The organism is Nitrospira sp. Nam80, from assembly GCF_965152575.1.
The window spans coordinates 3,877,494-3,894,397 of the sequence record NZ_OZ224216.1; the positions used below are offsets into that span (position 1 = coordinate 3,877,494).

The 16,904-nt window shown below is 57.4% G+C and carries 14 protein-coding genes; all 14 read right to left on the bottom strand.

Annotated features, from left to right (window positions below; genetic code table 11):
• Positions 1 to 24: 24 nt before the first annotated feature.
• Positions 25 to 1,017, bottom strand: a complete 993-nt coding sequence (locus ACWGXE_RS18150) for a hypothetical protein (RefSeq protein WP_447599430.1) — start codon at positions 1,015 to 1,017, stop codon at positions 25 to 27.
• A gap of 172 nt (positions 1,018 to 1,189) precedes the next feature.
• On the bottom strand, positions 1,190 to 2,302 hold the full coding sequence (locus ACWGXE_RS18155) for a cytochrome b (protein ID WP_447599431.1): 1,113 nt from the start codon (positions 2,300 to 2,302) through the stop codon (positions 1,190 to 1,192).
• Positions 2,302 to 3,240 carry a QcrA and Rieske domain-containing protein gene (locus tag ACWGXE_RS18160; protein ID WP_447599432.1) on the bottom strand — a complete coding sequence of 313 codons (939 nt, stop codon included), beginning with the start codon at positions 3,238 to 3,240 and terminating at the stop codon, positions 2,302 to 2,304. Before ACWGXE_RS18160 ends, ACWGXE_RS18155 begins: the two co-directional genes overlap by 1 nt.
• 2 nt (positions 3,241 to 3,242) lie before the next feature.
• The gene (locus ACWGXE_RS18165; RefSeq protein ID WP_447599433.1) at positions 3,243 to 4,052 is read right to left on the bottom strand and encodes a c-type cytochrome; all 810 of its coding nucleotides are present in this window, start codon (positions 4,050 to 4,052) and stop codon (positions 3,243 to 3,245) included.
• Positions 4,053 to 4,092: 40 nt separating this feature from the next.
• The gene (locus tag ACWGXE_RS18170) at positions 4,093 to 5,796 is read right to left on the bottom strand and encodes a cytochrome ubiquinol oxidase subunit I (protein WP_447599435.1); all 1,704 of its coding nucleotides are present in this window, start codon (positions 5,794 to 5,796) and stop codon (positions 4,093 to 4,095) included.
• Positions 5,797 to 5,867: 71 nt separating this feature from the next.
• Positions 5,868 to 6,419, bottom strand: a complete 552-nt coding sequence (locus tag ACWGXE_RS18175) for a c-type cytochrome (RefSeq protein ID WP_447599436.1) — start codon at positions 6,417 to 6,419, stop codon at positions 5,868 to 5,870.
• A gap of 213 nt (positions 6,420 to 6,632) precedes the next feature.
• Positions 6,633 to 7,211 (bottom strand): carboxypeptidase-like regulatory domain-containing protein, encoded by a 579-nt coding sequence (locus ACWGXE_RS18180; RefSeq protein WP_447599437.1) that lies wholly within the window; start codon positions 7,209 to 7,211, stop codon positions 6,633 to 6,635.
• A 273-nt stretch (positions 7,212 to 7,484) separates the two neighbouring features.
• The gene (locus ACWGXE_RS18185) at positions 7,485 to 7,874 is read right to left on the bottom strand and encodes a hypothetical protein (RefSeq protein WP_447599438.1); all 390 of its coding nucleotides are present in this window, start codon (positions 7,872 to 7,874) and stop codon (positions 7,485 to 7,487) included.
• Between the two features lie 258 nt (positions 7,875 to 8,132).
• Positions 8,133 to 9,146: an adenosyl-hopene transferase HpnH gene (hpnH, locus tag ACWGXE_RS18190; protein WP_447599439.1), complete on the bottom strand. Its 1,014-nt coding sequence runs from the start codon at positions 9,144 to 9,146 to the stop codon at positions 8,133 to 8,135.
• A 119-nt stretch (positions 9,147 to 9,265) separates the two neighbouring features.
• Positions 9,266 to 10,486 (bottom strand): GumC family protein, encoded by a 1,221-nt coding sequence (locus ACWGXE_RS18195; RefSeq protein ID WP_447599440.1) that lies wholly within the window; start codon positions 10,484 to 10,486, stop codon positions 9,266 to 9,268.
• A gap of 9 nt (positions 10,487 to 10,495) precedes the next feature.
• On the bottom strand, positions 10,496 to 13,144 hold the full coding sequence (locus ACWGXE_RS18200; protein WP_447599441.1) for an SLBB domain-containing protein: 2,649 nt from the start codon (positions 13,142 to 13,144) through the stop codon (positions 10,496 to 10,498).
• Positions 13,145 to 13,261: 117 nt separating this feature from the next.
• On the bottom strand, positions 13,262 to 14,905 hold the full coding sequence (locus ACWGXE_RS18205) for a capsule assembly Wzi family protein (protein WP_447599442.1): 1,644 nt from the start codon (positions 14,903 to 14,905) through the stop codon (positions 13,262 to 13,264).
• A gap of 71 nt (positions 14,906 to 14,976) precedes the next feature.
• On the bottom strand, positions 14,977 to 15,792 hold the full coding sequence (locus ACWGXE_RS18210) for a class I SAM-dependent methyltransferase (RefSeq protein ID WP_447599443.1): 816 nt from the start codon (positions 15,790 to 15,792) through the stop codon (positions 14,977 to 14,979).
• Positions 15,792 to 16,901 carry a DegT/DnrJ/EryC1/StrS family aminotransferase gene (locus tag ACWGXE_RS18215; protein WP_447599444.1) on the bottom strand — a complete coding sequence of 370 codons (1,110 nt, stop codon included), beginning with the start codon at positions 16,899 to 16,901 and terminating at the stop codon, positions 15,792 to 15,794. Before ACWGXE_RS18215 ends, ACWGXE_RS18210 begins: the two co-directional genes overlap by 1 nt.
• Positions 16,902 to 16,904: the final 3 nt, after the last annotated feature.

A 16,904-nucleotide genomic window follows, 5' to 3' on the forward strand; every position in this document is an offset into this window, starting at 1 on the left:
ATCCTCACCTCGCGATAGCCCTGTTTATGGTTTCGCTTTCTGCGGAACGGACTTGGCTTCAGGTTGCGATTTCGCCTCTTTCGCCGCCGATTCCTTGACGGCGGCCTTATCCTTTCCGCCCTTGTCTTTCTCTTCTTCCACCCGCTTCTCGAAGGACGCGATACGTACCTCGGAATCCTTAATGACCTTCTCGGCTTTCCCGAGGACCTTTTGAGGGTCGAGCGGACCTTCGGTCTTCGTATCGGCAGGTTTACAGCATTCATGCGGATGAGGCGTGCTGACCGGGAGAAATACCCAGAACAGGACGCCCAACACGGCGCCGGCTGCGGTGAATCCGCCCAACATCAGCGGTTGATCACTCGGTACTCGCATTAAGTCCCATCTCGAAATAAGTGCCTGGTAATTGTCGCTGGCCGGACGCGATCGATTCGCCAGTGACCGCACGAATCGGCCGATAATCGTAAAACCAATCCAGACCAACACGACTAGAACCACGGTCGAGATGGTGCCCCAGAAGGTCAATTCAAGGCTGATGCGTTCAGCGACTGGAACATGTTTCAGCAGGTCCGATTCAAAGATGGACAAAGCGATGCCGCGGGCAAGGTCTGTGGTCTGGCCGACGATGAACCAGAGAAGCGGCAGATAAATAGCGCCGGCGACGGCGCAGCGGACCCAGAGGGCCATGCCGAGCGAATCCGGAGGTTCAACGCGGAGCCGCTCCAGGAACAGTGTACGCGCTACCAGCCCCAACGCCCAGATATCGATCGGGATAGAGAGCAAAAAGAGAAATGGGAGACCGAAGCCCTCTCCAAGATGAACATCCATCGCGAGGCTGAGCACAAAATACGCGAAGACGCTGACGGGGCTGATCAATACCAGCAAGAACGCGACACCCAACTTTGTCTCAAGATGCATTGAGCCCATGGCCATGAACAACAGCGCAAGGGCCAATTTGATCGGCAGCGCAGTCCAGAATGCTGGCCACAGAACGCCAAGACCTAACTTAAATGGAGACATGGATTCACGATCAACCATAGTGATTCACACCCGGCATTGAAAACATACCCGCTCCCTCACGATGTTCTCACCGCCCGCGCAGGGCCCGCGGCACAATCGTGAGCGATCGCCGCTTGCACAAAGAAGGCATGACCGACGAATCAGCGATCGCCGGGCTGCTTCTCCATGCCGCCTATTCAAGAAATTCCCGATTAATAATGGCTGATACGGTAAAGATCAGAATCGTCGCCATCACGACAATCCATCCGATCAGCGCAATCGGTCGTTTGAAAATGTTGCGCTCGGGGCTGCGATCGATAAACGGCAGCGCCGCCAGCAGAGCCATGAAGGCGCCCGGAATCGCTACGGCTCCCAGAAATTGGCCGAACTCTCCGGCGAAAATCTTGAGGCGCAGCATTTGAAACAGAAACAAAAAATACCATTCCGGTTCCGGATGGTAATCGCCGGGATCCGGTGTGGCTTCTTCAAGGAGGACGACGGGTTCCCAAAACGCCAAGCTGCAGATGCTCAGGAACACCACGACCATGCCGACGATGTCCTTCCAGATTTGCCGCGGAAAGAAGTAGTCGGTCTTAACCCTAAGTTCCTGGGGACTCCCGCGAAATGGTCCGGCCGGTCCGGCCTTGCGGAATAAGAACAGATGGAGCCCGGCCAGTCCCATGAGAGCGGCAGGCAAAATCATCACATGAATCACAAAGAACCGGCTCAGCGTCATCTGCCCTGGAGTGGGACCGCCTTTGAGGAAGCGCGCCAAGAAGTCGCCCACCAGCGGGGTCTTATCCATGATTTCGACACCGACTGTCGTGGCCCAGTAGGCGCGCTGATCCCAGGGAAGCAGATAGCCGGTAAATCCAAACCCCATGACCAAGCCGAAGAGAGCCAACCCAACCAGCCAAATCATTTCCCGTGGTTTTTTGTACGCGCCCCAGAGAAAGACCTGTGACATATGGGCAAAGACGGTCACGACCATCGCGGTTGAGCCCCAGAAGTGGTAGCTCAGCAGAAACCATCCGTAATCGACGTCGTGGATGATGTATTGAGTGCTCGCATAGGCATGGTCGGCCGTCGGAACATAATAGAACATCAAGAGGATGCCGGTGACCGCCTGCATGATGAAGATGAAGAGCAGAACGGAACCGAACACATAGGCCCAACGGGACCCGCCGGGGACCGGCTCGTTGAGCATCTTGGCTTGCAGGGTCTTTAGGCCGACCCGTTCATCGACGAACTCGAAGACCTTTTCGATCGCGGTCGGCTGCGTATTGGTGGATTGCGTCGTTTCCATTAGACGATCCGCACCTGCGCCTTGGTTCCGGCTTTAAATTCCATATCGATGATCGAAATTTCTCCGTTGGCGGTCACTTGGATCGGCAGAGGATCAAGCGGGCGTGGAGCCGGCCCATCCAGCACTTTGCCCGCGGCATCATAGATGCTGAGGTGACAGGGACAGAGAAAGACCTGTCCGAGCACTTTATGAGTGCGCCACTTGTACCCGCAACCCAAATGCGGGCACTTGCCGGAAAAGGCGATGTATGGAACGTTCTTCTTGTTGGTCCATACATGCTTGCCGGTCGCGTCGCGGAACTCCATATCCTTGCCCTGATAGACTTTCTCAAGGACGGCCGGGGTGGCCTTCAACACCCAGACGTTCTTATCGATTTCCTGCTCCGGCATGTAGGCTTCTTTGGACATGCGCTTGAACTTGTATTGGACGCCGATGTCCTCCTGCTTGATCTTGCCGACATTGCCGATCTGCAGCCAGCCGTTATCGAACGGCTGATACATGGGCTTCATCAAATACCGCAAGACGGGCCAGGCCAGCGGCACGGCGATCAGAAAACCGATGGCATGAGTGAAATTCGCAAAAAATGTCCGGCGCTTGACGCTGCGCTCGAGTTCAGGAAGAGGAACCAGCACCTCCCCAGGCGTCACATGAATGTTCTCTTCCAGATGAGCGATTTCCACTTCATGAGTGGTGACGTAGTCTTGGCGGTTAAAGGCCGGTAGCGCGGCAAAATCGCCGGACGTGGAGCGCAGGGTGACCTTATCGTCCGTGATGCCTGAGACCTGCCCCATCGGCACTTGTCGCTCGATCGGGCCCATCCCGTCGCCGCCCACTACGATATGACTGATTTCCTGGGACAAAGGATCGACGATGACCCGCGTCACCTCGCCGACTTCGCGATCTGTACAGAGAACTTTAGACTTAAGCTTAGGCTGCATCGTTATTTCTTCTTGATGGGTTTAGGCGTATTGATGGAGCTGTTTTTAAAGCTGCTCAGCCAAGCGGCGAGCACCTGGACGTCCTTTTCTTCCATCAGGTCCTTGTACTTATCGGGCATCTTGCCCTTTTCGTACTCCTTCTCAAATCCCTCAGCCATCCAACTCTTTGGATCAAGGATCTTGTCTTTGATGTCATCGGCGGTCATCAAATTTCCGATGTTGTCGAGCTCCGGCCCTCGCTTCTTCCCGCCTTCACCCTTGAGCTTGTGACAGTTGTAGCATTCCTGCAGTTGCCACTGCTCTTCGCCTAATTTGGCGACGTCGCCAACGGCCGCGCCGCCGGTCGTCGGAGGAGGCACGCCCTCTCCGCCGGCCTTTTGATCACCGGGGGCTTGGCTCGCACCGAGAGCCTGCAACCGAGCCGTCAATTCTTTGGCTTTGTCATCGAGGGCCTTGGCCCGCTCCATCAAGACGTCGACTTTTCCCGCCTCGAACCGTTCCCGCTTCGGTTTCAGAATCTGATTAATCTTTCCCCGCTCGTCTTCCGGGTCAAACTGGGGCCAGAGGGACCCCCCGGCGATGTAGACTCCGCAGAGAACGAGATAAAAGACAATCAGTGCGCCCAATGCCTTCCCGCCGGCCAACGGCTTGAGCGATGGGGCATCCAGCATGATGAAGACAATGGTGCCCAACATGGCATAGGCAAAAAACATGGCCTGGAAGACGAACGGAAAGCCCAGCGCGTTCGATGCGCCAAAGAGAATAGCGCCGATGATGACCCCGACGATGCTTTTCTTTATGACGTTTCCCATGAGACCTCTTGTTCACCTCGCACGCAACCCGTGCAAGCCTCTATTTGGCTCCCGCCGGAACCGGGGCCCCTTCAGGCGCATGCGCCTTCGCTTCCGATGCCCGAAGAGTGACAAAAATTGCGAAACTGACCACGGAGAAAAATACGACCGTAATGGCGGTGATCCACCACGCAGAGTAAGCCAATGTCGGCGTGTATGATTCGGCCGTAAAATCAGGCAACAGGTTATAAGTGTGAAAATACTTACGAAGCAGCGACCGGATGGCCCCCATGAGGCCCATCGTCCAGATCATGCTGAACGCCAGGAAGACCAATACAAATTGCGAGACAAAATCAATGCGGCCCCAAATAATCGTGCCCTGCGTAATCGCGCGATTATAGATGATGTAGTTCACGACCGTGACAAAGACCAGGGTAAACGCGGCCGAATTCTTTGCGGGCATCAATGCCAGCCAGTTCCAATCGGACGGCAGCTCCAGATGCTCGACCAGCTTCGCGCCGGTCGGCACGAACCCGTGCGGCGTCATCCAGATAGCATTGCCGACCACGATCATCAGAAAACCGACCTTAATCACGGTGCGCGACGATACGGTGATCGGAATGAACCGGCCGAGAATGACCGGCGCAAAGAGCAACGGCAAAAGAAAAACCAACGACATAGGATCAGGCACCGGATAGTCCGTCATGACCTTCGTCATCACCGCAGGTAGCGCGACCATGACGAGAGGCGCCAAAATGGTCATCCGGACCCGTTCGACGCCTTCGATCCGCTTCATGCTCAACCAGATATAGTAATTACTGGCCAGAAAGATGAGGCCGATCATGGCGCCCTGCATTTCAAAGAACATTGATAACTGGTCCGCCATCATATACGGGCAGATCGAGGCATCGTAATCGCACAATTCATAAGCGTACAGGTAGCCCATAAACGGCAGAAACAGCAGCGCGCCGACGCCGATCAAGTTTCCGACGAATCCCATCCAATCGTAATAGGACCGCTCTTCCTCTTTCTTCGATCCCATATACATATAGGCTGCAATGAGCCCCGCGACGAACCCGCCGAAGGTCACATTCCCCACCAGGCGGTGAAGATTCATGGGAATCCAGCTGTAGTTGAAAATCTTGTCCCAGAGAGTCGCGGTCGCGAGGAAGTCGGCCGGAGACACCCCTTCCCCCTTGACCGGCGTATTCATGAAGGAGGTGGGTCCGTCGATGACGAACAGAGTGATTGTTCCGACCAAGTTCAAGAGAACGCCGAGCGCGATGTGCCGCGCCTTTTTGTCCCCTTTCCACGCATCCCACGTGTAGAAATACATGTAGAGCAGGATCGTTTCGCCGATGAACAGCAAGGGATAGACTACGGCGAAGATCAAAAAGAAATGATTGATCAACCAAGTCGTAAATTGGGGGTAGGTGGCCAGCAAGACAAAGATAAATAGCCCGCCGGTGAGAGCCGTCATACTGTACAGGATGACCGTGACTTTGGTGACCTCTTTGGCCAGACGGTCGTAACGGGGGTCCTGCTTTCGGTAACCCAACCATTCCGAGATCACGACAAAGATCGGCGCGCCCAAAATGAACCCTGCGAAGAGAATATGCAACTGGGCGACGATCCACACCGCGGTTCGATTGCCCGTGTAAGGGAATTCCACGGGTGGCGCGCTTGGAGCCTGGGCATATGCCACGCCTCCGACCACCGCCGCAAGGGCGAATACAGCTATCAGACTGCGCTGCCATATCCTCATGATCGTTCGCCGCCCCTCCTCATCTAGCAGAATAGTGAATCGCTCTCGCCGGACCGACCATCGAGACGCGCTTACTCCGCCGCCTCGGCCTTGGCAGTCTGCGTCGCAGAGGGCGCCGCAGCCGACTTCACTTGATCCGCAGGCACCCAGTCCTTCTTTTCAGGGTCCCACCCCTTGCCGGCAAGGCCGAATGTCCGCTCAAACGCCATCACCTTCCAGCGATCCTCATCCGAGAGCTTGGTTTTCCAAGCCTTCATCTTCGTATTGGGCACCCCTTCGGAGATACGCCAGAACCACACCGAATCGGAATACATCTTCATCCGGTCGCTGTTACGAAAATCGCGTGCACCCGCCTTAACCGGCTTCCCGTCCTTGCCATGGCAACTGGCGCAATTCACGTCGGGATTCTTCGCGCCGATGTAGATTTCCTTCCCCTCATCGATGATCTTTTGGTCGGTCCACCATCCGGCAGGCATATGCTTATCGGCGTACTCCGCAGGAGCCGGGGGCGGCGGAACAATGGGGCCTTCCCCTCCCCCTTCGCCACCACAACCCGCAACGGCCAAGCCGAATCCGAAGACACCGGCCATCAACATCAGCGCGCTTTTCCCTGTACCCGCCATAAAATTCTTCGCTCCTTTCTTCGGTGCCGGGCCGTCACCTGCCCAGCCTTTCGCTTTCAATGGCAGAAAAAAGACGCTTTTCCCGAGGCCCGTTCACTACTGCCCCAGCAAAAGCGCCGGCACTTACCAGTCCAATGAGGTCACGTTCGGTTTTCCCCCGCCCGACACTCGAAATCCGATCCGGCGAGGTATCACGCCCCACGGACCGTCCCGTTATTTCTGCCGCTTGCCCAGCCCCTTTCGCCGTCGCTGCTCTTTGCGCTTCCACTTCCTGAAAATTTTGAACCCGATGAGGCTGCCCCCCGCGACAACTCCACCGATCAACCCGTACACGAGCCATCGAGGGGGACCCAGATCCTGTTCGCATCCGCTTCCGAAATTCGCCTGGAGACGGCGCTCGCTCTCCAGATCATTGGGATCGAACTGGACCGTATACCGCTTTTGCTCCGCACCGGCCTCCACGAGGAGCGGGTCACCAAGATTGTCGTTATGCAAATGAAGGGTGACTTTATAATACCCGTCACTATCGGTCCGTACCGTCTGACCGATGGTCACCCGCGTATCTTTGACCAAGACCTCGACTTGGGAATTCGGCCTTCCGTCCTTGTCACACACAAACCCTTCAACGGTGAACCGATGATCGGCTTCATGTGTGGCGAAGAGGATTGAAGGAAGAGATAGGCCGACCGATCCGAGCGTGATAATCATCCACCGGATGGTACTGCCGCTGATATTCCTCCAGTCTCGAACTTCCCGCAGTTCGGTTGATGTCCGGTTTTCCGTCCCGGACACTGCCGTTTCTGACTCAAGCAATAAAAAGCCCCACCACAGCGGGAGTGCCCAATTTTGAGGCCGGCTCTTTTAACATAGGCTCCCTACTTTGTCAACAATTAGAGAGGAACAAAACAGCCAAGCAGACCATGATGGTTCCCCTCCATTTCATATACATGATCGGGGTGAATCGATCTCCAAAACGTTTACCGCTTTGACCCTAGGCAAGAAGAGGTGGCAACAACAACGAGGCCGATAGTACAGGGATCGAGAAAGATTTTCCCACGAGACTTCCTAAAGATGGCCCCGCGCCTTGGCCTGAGCCGCAACGTGATCCGCTTCCGCATGCCGCTCAGTCTCCTTTTTGGCCACCCAGGTCTCCCACGACTTGCCGTTCGCCGTGTCTTCACCGGAAAATGCAATGGACCGGACGTCAGCGTATGGAATAGTTCGCGCCGGCTCTCCTGTGGTGGGAATCACTTCGATGGTCGGTCCATGGTCAGTCACCGAACGGTTAAAAAGGTATCCGAGAACCATCTCGCCCGAGGAGAGCTCCAGAGTCACATCTCCACGATAGTCGAAGGCCAATTCCACCGCCTCGGAAAGTTCTGCATCTGTGGCGGGCCTGAATACGCGACCTTCCGGGCTGCCGGATTCAGAGGTGTGATATTTCGTATCAGTCATGGTAAAGACGAGAAGTGATTATTTTTGCTCACCCGCCAAGCCCCGCGCAGGCTATTTTCACCCACCACACCCCGGTTGCTTCGCACCCGCTTCCCGGGAGACGTCCCTTTGCCCGATCTCACCCACCCGCCCCGGCAGCGCCGGGACACTGCCTCGTCCCGATCTCACCCGCCCAACCCGGCAGCGCCGGGACGCTGCCTCGTCCCGATCTCACCCGCCCAACCCGGCGCACGCCGAGACCTGCGCGATTCCCTAGAGTCACCCGTTCGGGAGCAGAGTCAGCTTGACGGTTCGCGTGAACCCATTCAGTGATCCGAAGGTATCTTGGACCGCCGATGCCTCGTATCCGCAATGCACCATGCAATCGGCGCATTTTTCGTTCCGCCCCGTGCCGTAGTGTGCCCAATCGGTTCCTTCCATCAGCTCGCGGAACGTTTTCACATAACCGTCCTGCAGGAGATAGCAGGGTCGCTGCCATCCGAATACGTTATACGTGGGATTTCCCCAAGGCGTGCATTGATATTCGCGCCTGCCCATCAAGAATTCCAAAAAGAGCGGAGACTGATTGAAGCGCCAGCCCCTCTTGCGATTGCCGAGGATCTTCGAAAACAACTCTTTCGTGCGGCTGCGCTTGAGAAAATGTTGCTGATCAGGGGCCTTTTGATAGCTATAGCCGGGGGAAATCATCATCCCCTCGACACCGAGGTCCATCATGGCGTCAAAAAAGGCCCGCACCCGCTCGGGATTGGCATCATCGAATAACGTGGTATTGGTCGTCACGCGATGCCCGCGCGCCAGCGCGGTCTTGATTGCCTTGACCGCCACATCATAGACCCCGTCGCGACAGACGGCCCAATCATGCTCTTCCTTCAGTCCGTCCATATGGACTGAAAAGGTCAGAAATTGGGACGGAGAATAGTCATCCAGCTTGCGCTCCATCAGAATGGCGTTAGTGCACAGATACACATATTTTTTCCGCTCCACCAACCCACGCACGATCTGAGGCATTTCTGGATGGATCAGCGGCTCCCCGCCGGGAATACTGATAATCGGCGCGCCGCATTCGTCGGCGGCGGCCCAGCATTGCTCGGGCGTGAGCCGCTTATCGAGGATATGATCGGGATACTGAATTTTCCCGCATCCTGCGCAGGCGAGATTACAGCGAAAGAGCGGCTCGAGCATCAGCACGAGCGGATACCGCTTGATGCCTTTGAATCTCTGCGTCAGCACATACTTGCTGACTGTATACATTTGGGAGACTGGAACAGCCATCCCTTACTCCTCTGTGTAAGTTGATATATGACACGTGGCTAATGTCCCTTAGGCCCAAGATGGGAACTCGGGAGCCGCATTCTAGCATCTGCTTTTGAACAGGGTCAATTTCCGAACCGTCACACCGGCATGAACTTCGGTCGGTTTCTGGCGGTCACTACGTAGGCGATGAAGAGAGCAATGCAGAAGCCGGACACCGCGGCAAGCGCCACATTAAGAAGGATCCGCGGCCTGCTATGCCGGTCCGCCGGAATCGCCGGGTCCAGTACCTGCACGGTGGGCGTGTCGCGGGCTTCGGTGATTTTCGCCTGCTCGTATTGGGACGTGAGCAAGGTGTAGAGTGTTTCCTGCACTTTGAGTTCTCGGAAGAGGCGCCCGTACTGTAGGGCCAGTTCCGGCACCGTGATCATGGCCGGATGGAGCCGGTCGCCGGGCAACATGCCCTTGCCCCCCTTCCCCGATTCCATCACGCTGAGCTGTTTTCTTAGCTCGTCGATGCTCGATCGCACCCGTGCCAGCTCGGGATTGTCCTGCGAAAGATAAGAACTCATCACCTGCAATTGAACCTCTTGGGCGGTGATTTGCCCTTGAATGGTGGCGGCCGCTTCGATCATTACCTTGGATTGCGCCTCCACCGCCACCGCCTTATTCTTAGTCTGAAAGTCTCTCAACGCCTCCTCCGCCTTTACCAGGTTCACCTGTGTCTCGCCCAGGCGCCGTTCGATGAACGCTCGGTTCTGACTGGCCTTGCTGACATTCACCGTCCGATTCAATCGATCCAGATTTGTCATATAGAAATTGGCCATCTCGGCGGCCACCTGCGGATCATGGTCTTCCACCACGACCTTGATGACTTTTTCCTTCGAGACCGTGACTCTGACGCGCTCCATCAATTCTTCCCGCGTTTGCAACATGGTCGGCTCATCATAGCGCTCCATCAAGTGGAACCGCCCAATGACCTCGTCCATCATCACGCGTGATTTGAGAATCGCGACAAAAATATCAGTCGGCGTGGTCGGGATACCGGGCAACCCGATCCCCAGATTTTGCGCCATGCCGCCAGCCGCGGTGGCGGTCAAGAGAGCGCTCAACGCGCCGCCTTCTTTTGATTCCAACTGCGGCAGCACGGCGGCTGTCGATTCGTACGTTTTTGGGAGGAGGAGGCTGGCGATCAATGCGATCAGAATCGATGCGCATGTCAGCGCCGCGATTAACTTGCCCTGTAGGGATAGCAGGGACCACAGGTCTGTCCCCGCAGGCCGGCCCGATGCGGGGAGGCCTCCTCGATTGTCCCGCCCCGGCGTCATCATGGCCTGTGAAAGATCCTGGGACGGAGTCATGATGAACGGTTATCGGCCGACCACGGCGATCCCCGCCGCAGTCAGCGCGACGCTTCCGATAATACTCGCGACGGTTTGCCATAAGGCAAGCGGCGGAGTCTTGGCTTCAATCTTTTGCGGCACGACGATCGTATCGCCGGGCCTTACTTCCCGGGCGGCCAGATAGGCCGAGTCGGTAGTCCCATTGGCCCGCATCACGTACATCTCCCGCTTGTTCGCATCCTCGGTCATCCCCCCGGCCTGACCGATATATCCATTCAGGTCGAGATTGGGACGATAGACCACGGTGCTGGGGGTCTTCACAGAACCGATGATGCTGACGGTCTGAGGCGGTGTTGGAATGGTGATTCGATCCCGGGCTTCCAGGACAATATCGTCGAGGGTACCTTGGAGTTGGTCCAGAGATTCCATGCGCACCACGACTCGTCCCAATTCCAGGCGTGCGCTGATGGCCTCGAGTTGCTGCAGACGGAGCCCCAATACCTGCTGCTCTACCATCCCGGCATTCGACAAGGCCGCCGGGCCGCTGAGTCCGGCGGCGCCGGCGGCCACTTCGGCCGACTGTGCCGTGAGCCGTTGCCGTTCCGAGGAAATATACCGCTCGAGTTCCTGTTGTTGCCGCAATTTGACCGACTGGCGGACTAAGACCAACCCTTGGGGGAACGAATTGGCGGTCATCCCGCCGGCTCTCTTCAGCACCGAACTCAGCCGCTCACCCATTTCAATGGTGAAATATCCCGGCCGTTTGACCTCTCCTTCCACGAGCACCAGGTTGGGCGGTCGGTGCTGGCTGGACACGACGATTTCATCGAGCCGTTGAAGGGGATGATTCTCCCCTTCGCTGCCTTCAATCAGCGCCCTCGGGCTGAACGGAATGACCTTTGTCTGGTAGGTGACCGGATCGGTCCGTACGATCTCTGCCCGGTCGGCAAAGGCCTCCACCGTCAACTGATCGGCGGTGATCAAGTCCTTCACCGTCATACCGGAACGGTATTCATAGGGACCCGGGCTTTTGACCGCCCCGACCAAGCTCACGACATTCATGATCTGTGTCGGCAAAATTCCGATCCGGACATAGTCACCGTCGAGCAGCAACGGGTCGCCTCCGGCCACGCCCGGCCGATCCTTCTCTTTTCCCTGGGAAGCCAGAGCGCCCGTGAGATCGACGTCTATCATGATACGACCGCGGGCGGGATCGAGCCGGAAAAGATGGCATCGCTGGCGATTTGATAGCGGCGTCAATCCACCCGCCAGGCTCAACAGGTCGGTCAACCTTGTCCCCTGCTTCACTTCATAAATCGCCGGCCGCTTGATCGAGCCGCTGACGGCCACCACCGGACCCAACGGTGGGACGAGCACGACATCCCCTGACTGAAGACGCGCGTCCTGCCGGCGATCGCCTCGGATCAGAAAATCGTACATATCCAAATCCGCCACCGGCTGTCCGTCGCGCAATATTTTGACTTGTCGAAGCGAGCCCGCGCGGGACGGCCCGCAGGCGGCGTAGACTGCATTCGAGGCGGTCGCCAATGCGCTGACTTCATAGGCTCCCGGACGGACGACTTCACCGACGACATAGACCTTGATGGTTCGGATCCGGGCCATCGACACATGGACCTCAAAGCGCTTGAGCAAGTTGCTCAGTCGTGTTCGGATCGCTCGTTCGGCTTGAGAATAGGTCAGTCCTGCCACCGGAATCGCCCCGACTTGGGGGATGACCATCATCCCGTCCCGCTCGACCGGAACGATAAAACTCCGATTCAGATTCTGGTCGGGCACATTCCAGATATGGACCGCCAACGAGTCCTGAGGACCGATGATATAGTCCGGGCCGACCGGCACATCCTGAACCGGAGAAAAGCTGCCGGCTTGAGCATCGAAAAATTCGTAGCCGAACTGTTTGAGACGACTCTTCACTCCATGCAATACGGAGAATTCGGCGAAGGCTTCCTCGACCGTAAAGTCCTGTTGCCTGAGCTCTTCGGCGGTAAACGGCTTCTTTTCCTGACCCGGTCGTTGAAACCGCTCGGGCAGCCCCGGCTGTTGTTGTAACTGTTGGGACTGCTGGGGAGCGGACGGTTGCAGCATCCCCGGAATGTTCGTGCCCTGTACCGTGGGCGGCTGTAGAACGCCTTTCCTCTCGCGTTCGATTTCGACCTGTTGTTCGAGCGCACGCTTTTCCTTTTCGGCTTGGATCTTTTCGTGCTGGCGATCGCGTTCTTCTTGTTCCTGTTTCATTCGCTGTTCGATTGAGGAGGGCAACAGGCTGCTCGGCTCAACCGGCCAGTAATCGTTCAAATTCGGCACGCTGCCTTTCGGGCTGAGATCCGGCGGCACCTGGACCGGACACGGCGTCACCGCCGGCACAATCGGCTGGAGCGCATTGGGATTGGTGATAATGGCCTGCCCCGGTGCCTGCGGCCCCCCCGGCATCACAAAGCCCCCCGGTCCAAAAGGGTTCAACCCGGCGCTGGGATTTATTCCCTGAGGAATGCCCGGCTGGCCTGGTGATTGAGGGACAGGAAGAGGAAGAGATTGTGCCAGCAGCCCCGCCGGAAAAAGGAGATCCGCAACGAGCACGCCTATCAGCGCCTGCATGCCCAGCGCGGAAAGAATGCGAGTGATGGCGGGCTGAGGGCTCCGAGAGCCTTGTACCACGGCGATTCAGGCTCCTTTGGCAAGGTGGAAGGCGTGCCAGGTCTTGTAATCCAAAATTGCGAAGGCTGTCAAACATTGGAGAGCGGCTTCCAGAAGGCGCCCTTTTTCAACCTCCTGTCAGAACTGAACCGCCATGGACGTCCATATCAGATGGTTCTTCGCCGTGACGCCGGCAGCGAAGCTTTCGACAAATGGGGCGATATTGACGACCTGGCCGGGATTCTCGATACGCTGGTACGTATAGCCGAACATGAATTGCATCCGGCTGGAAGCCCACCAGGTGAGATCCACCGCCGCTTCCCGCTTCTTCTCATGAACCGGTTTGCCGCGGTCCCGTTCCTGGATATTGAAATTGGCGCCGAGTTGGATGGATTCCGTCAGGAAACGAGTGGAGCGGACAAAGAAGTCGATGCCGTCCGTCCCCATGTGATGACCCAGAGGAAAGCCGCGGTACCGCATGCCGCTGGTGTAGGTGCCGTTGTTGTACCAGACATCGGATAACTCGGGATGCCGGCGTCGCGCGAGATCCGTGTCGGCATATTCGATGCGCAAATCCAACGTATCACCGGCGAACACCTGGGGAATGTAAATGCCGCCCAGGATCGCCGCCCGGCTCGGAAGCGGCAGCTCCGACCATTTGTCTTCCGTACCCAGTTCCCCGTAAATTTGGATCCCGGCAGGAAACGGGATGAGATAGGGGACGCGCGGCACCTTGGCGCGGAAATCCACCATAGCCTGCTCGTTCACTTCCTGTTCCCCCGCCTGGTTGGGAGCGTTGACATAGGCGTCGAAGACCGCCGCGGGAAACGATTGATCACGGCCTCCTCCGTCGAATTGAGTCAATCGGGTCAATCCGATTTCCATCCAGCTTGCGGGCAGCCAACTCACCCGAAGACCGAAAATCTTAGCGCGGGAGAAGTCCCGGTTCTTCTCCAATTGCGTGAGGAAGCTGTTGACCTTGAATTCGCCGAGTTCGCGAAGCACCCACGGAAGCCGGAACGGTTGGTCGCTGCCGAGCTTGATCATATCGAGGGGAAAGGCGTGGTTGGTGAGCAGGAGCGATCCGTGATAACCCGGCCCCCACCATTGCGTGCCGCGGCCGGCTTCGAGCGCAATATTCCAGTAGGACAATTTCAGGCTGAACTCACGCAGATAAAAATTCTGGCTGTTATTGGTGGCGCCGATGCCGAGCAGATGCCGGTCGCTGATAAATTTCGGCTGCACCATGAGCGCAGCCCCGTCGTTGATGTCCAGCCACCCGCGCACGTCCGTCTGGTTCTGCTCTCCGTTGGCATAATATTCACCGCCGCGATTTTCGCGAAATCGCACGGTTTGGCCGCCCCCGACAAAAAACGCGTCGGCCTCCGTCGTCACACGGGCCCCGCCCCGCAACGGACCCCGCCTATCCTCGGGTGTCGCCTTCAGCAGGCCCCGGTCGATGAGCTCCGGTCGAAACTCCCGCATCAGCCGCTCCAGAAGCGGCTCCGCCACCGCCTCTCTCCCATCGACATCGACATGATCGGCTCTGATGCGTTCAATGGCTCGGCCCACATAGGATGCCGCTTGCTTGCGGCTATAGGGCTTCTGCACGAGCATGGCTCGGTCGATGATGTCGAGCGCCGTCAGCCGTTCGATGGCTTCATAGGACCAATGGCCGATCGGAATATCCGCCGACGCCAACGCGCCATTGGGATTCGCCGCTTGAGCGATCATCAAACCGGCCATCAGGCCTATGAGCAAACGGATCGCGCGGCCGGTCATCAGCTTCACCGGGAATGGGTATTACCAGTCATTCGGCAAATGGGCGATTCTCAATGGCGGCGGAGATGAAGTCAACGAGAAGATCGGGAGCATTCAGGTGAGCGGGCCGGCGGTCCAAGGCCGGCCATTGCGAAGATGATCTTAAAGTCACGTACAGGCTTTTCTGTGTCGATCGGGACGGGCTCGCCATACGGTGCAACTCCGTCGGCTATCGCCGTCGGGACAGAAACCAACTTCCCGAGAAAGATTCTCTTCAGCAGCACTTTTCCTTTCATCGTGGAGGGGATCAGCCGAAGCCGCACGGCCAGACGCTTCAGGCCGGATACGATACGATCCCTCAGGGATCCCGCTTTGGAGGGAAACGCTCCCAGCAGCTGAACCGAAAACTGCTGCCGGCTCAGCATCCGCGTCAGGCCTGTCGCCGTCGCGTAGCGATGGCTCTGACGGCTCGGATTGAACTCGGGCCATTCGGGGTTGACGCTGCACAGCAATAACAGACCGTTCGGCGATAATATGCGACGGCATTCGCTTACAAAGCGCTCCGGTTCGGAAAGGTAATAGATCGCTTCATAACACACGACGACGTCAATGCTTCCATCGCAGAGCGGGAGAGAATGCGCGTCCATCCTCATGAGAGGAATGTGGCCTCGGGAGGAACGTCGAGCGGCGATCAGCAAAGACCGGGTGTAATCGCCGCCCACCACAAACGCGGCCTGTTTCGAAAGATATTCCAGTCCCAAGCCCGGGCCGCATGCCACTTCCAACACTCGTTTTCCGGCGCAGAACCGGGAGGCATAGCGGTAGCGGCTGTACAGCATGGAGAGCGCCTCTCCGGAAACAAGGTCGCCCGACTGCTCGGTCACCGTGCTGTAGTCACATTCCTTCATCAGGACCGTGAAAAAAACTCACGGATGGTCCCTACGGTGATTCGGACATGTTCTTCTGTCGTCTCCGCGCTCATCGGAAGCGACAAAACTTCACGACACAGGCGTGCTGTTTCGGGCAAGCTCGGCGTATCCAGCCGGAGCTCCTTGTGTTCCCACATCGGCTTGGGCCAATGCACCAACGTTTCGATTCCATGCTCTTTCAGATACGCGCGCAATCGATCACGCATGGGAATCTGAATGACGTAGTTCTGATACACCTCCCTGCGGCGGGGATCCGGAAAATGGGGGAGCTGGATATCGGGAATATCCGATAGTCCCTCTCGGTACAGCGCCGCGATATGGCGCCGGTGAGCAATCCATTCCGGCAAGTACCGCAGTTTCACATTTAAAACCGCCGCTTGCACGTTGTCGAGCAGGGCCGTGTAGCCATGATAATGATATTCGCCTGTGTCACGATCCTCGCCGTTGTATCGCAGCAATGTGGCCATCCGGGCAAGGCGCGGATCATTCGTCGTAATGGCTCCGCCGTCCCCGAATCCCCCGAGGATCTTGAACGGATAAAAGCTGAAACAGCCGGCCTGCCCGAAGCTCCCGGCACCACGCCCATCGTACGTCGCTCCGAGCGCCTGAGCCGCATCTTCAATAACGGCCAGGCGATGGCGCTGCGCGAACGCGAGAATCGGATCCATGTCGCACAACCGGCCGTTCAAATGAACGGGCATGACCGCCCTCGTCCGAGACGTGAGGGCGCGTTCCAGCGCTTCCGGATCCATGTTGTAGTCGCGGCCGACATCCACCAACACCGGCCGGGCCCCGCAATGAACAATGGCGGACACCGTCGCCACGAAGGTATGCGCCACAGTGATGACGTCATCTCCCGGTCCGACCCCTGCTCCCAGCAATGAAAAATGCAGCGCGTGATATCCGCTGTTCACACCGACTGCGTACTTGACCCCGACAAACGACGCGAGATGCGCCTCAAAGTCGTGCAACTGCCGGCGGCACACGAGATCCCCCTGAGAGAGGCATTCGATGATCGCGGCGTCAATGTCCGGTTTCAGCTTGGCGTAATGGGCGCGGGGATCGACAAACGGAACTTTGTAGCCCATAGG

Coding starts and splice junctions, on each gene's coding strand:
- ACWGXE_RS18160 (WP_447599432.1), bottom strand. CDS start 3,240: ATGCAGCCTAAGCTTAAGTCTAAAGTTCTCTGTACAGATCGCGAAGTC.
- hpnH (WP_447599439.1), bottom strand. CDS start 9,146: ATGGCTGTTCCAGTCTCCCAAATGTATACAGTCAGCAAGTATGTGCTG.
- ACWGXE_RS18175 (WP_447599436.1), bottom strand. CDS start 6,419: ATGGCGGGTACAGGGAAAAGCGCGCTGATGTTGATGGCCGGTGTCTTC.
- ACWGXE_RS18155 (WP_447599431.1), bottom strand. CDS start 2,302: ATGGAAACGACGCAATCCACCAATACGCAGCCGACCGCGATCGAAAAG.
- ACWGXE_RS18210 (WP_447599443.1), bottom strand. CDS start 15,792: ATGAAGGAATGTGACTACAGCACGGTGACCGAGCAGTCGGGCGACCTT.
- ACWGXE_RS18165 (WP_447599433.1), bottom strand. CDS start 4,052: ATGGGAAACGTCATAAAGAAAAGCATCGTCGGGGTCATCATCGGCGCT.
- ACWGXE_RS18150 (WP_447599430.1), bottom strand. CDS start 1,017: ATGTCTCCATTTAAGTTAGGTCTTGGCGTTCTGTGGCCAGCATTCTGG.
- ACWGXE_RS18195 (WP_447599440.1), bottom strand. CDS start 10,486: ATGACTCCGTCCCAGGATCTTTCACAGGCCATGATGACGCCGGGGCGG.
- ACWGXE_RS18205 (WP_447599442.1), bottom strand. CDS start 14,905: ATGACCGGCCGCGCGATCCGTTTGCTCATAGGCCTGATGGCCGGTTTG.
- ACWGXE_RS18185 (WP_447599438.1), bottom strand. CDS start 7,874: ATGACTGATACGAAATATCACACCTCTGAATCCGGCAGCCCGGAAGGT.
- ACWGXE_RS18215 (WP_447599444.1), bottom strand. CDS start 16,901: ATGGGCTACAAAGTTCCGTTTGTCGATCCCCGCGCCCATTACGCCAAG.
- ACWGXE_RS18170 (WP_447599435.1), bottom strand. CDS start 5,796: ATGAGGATATGGCAGCGCAGTCTGATAGCTGTATTCGCCCTTGCGGCG.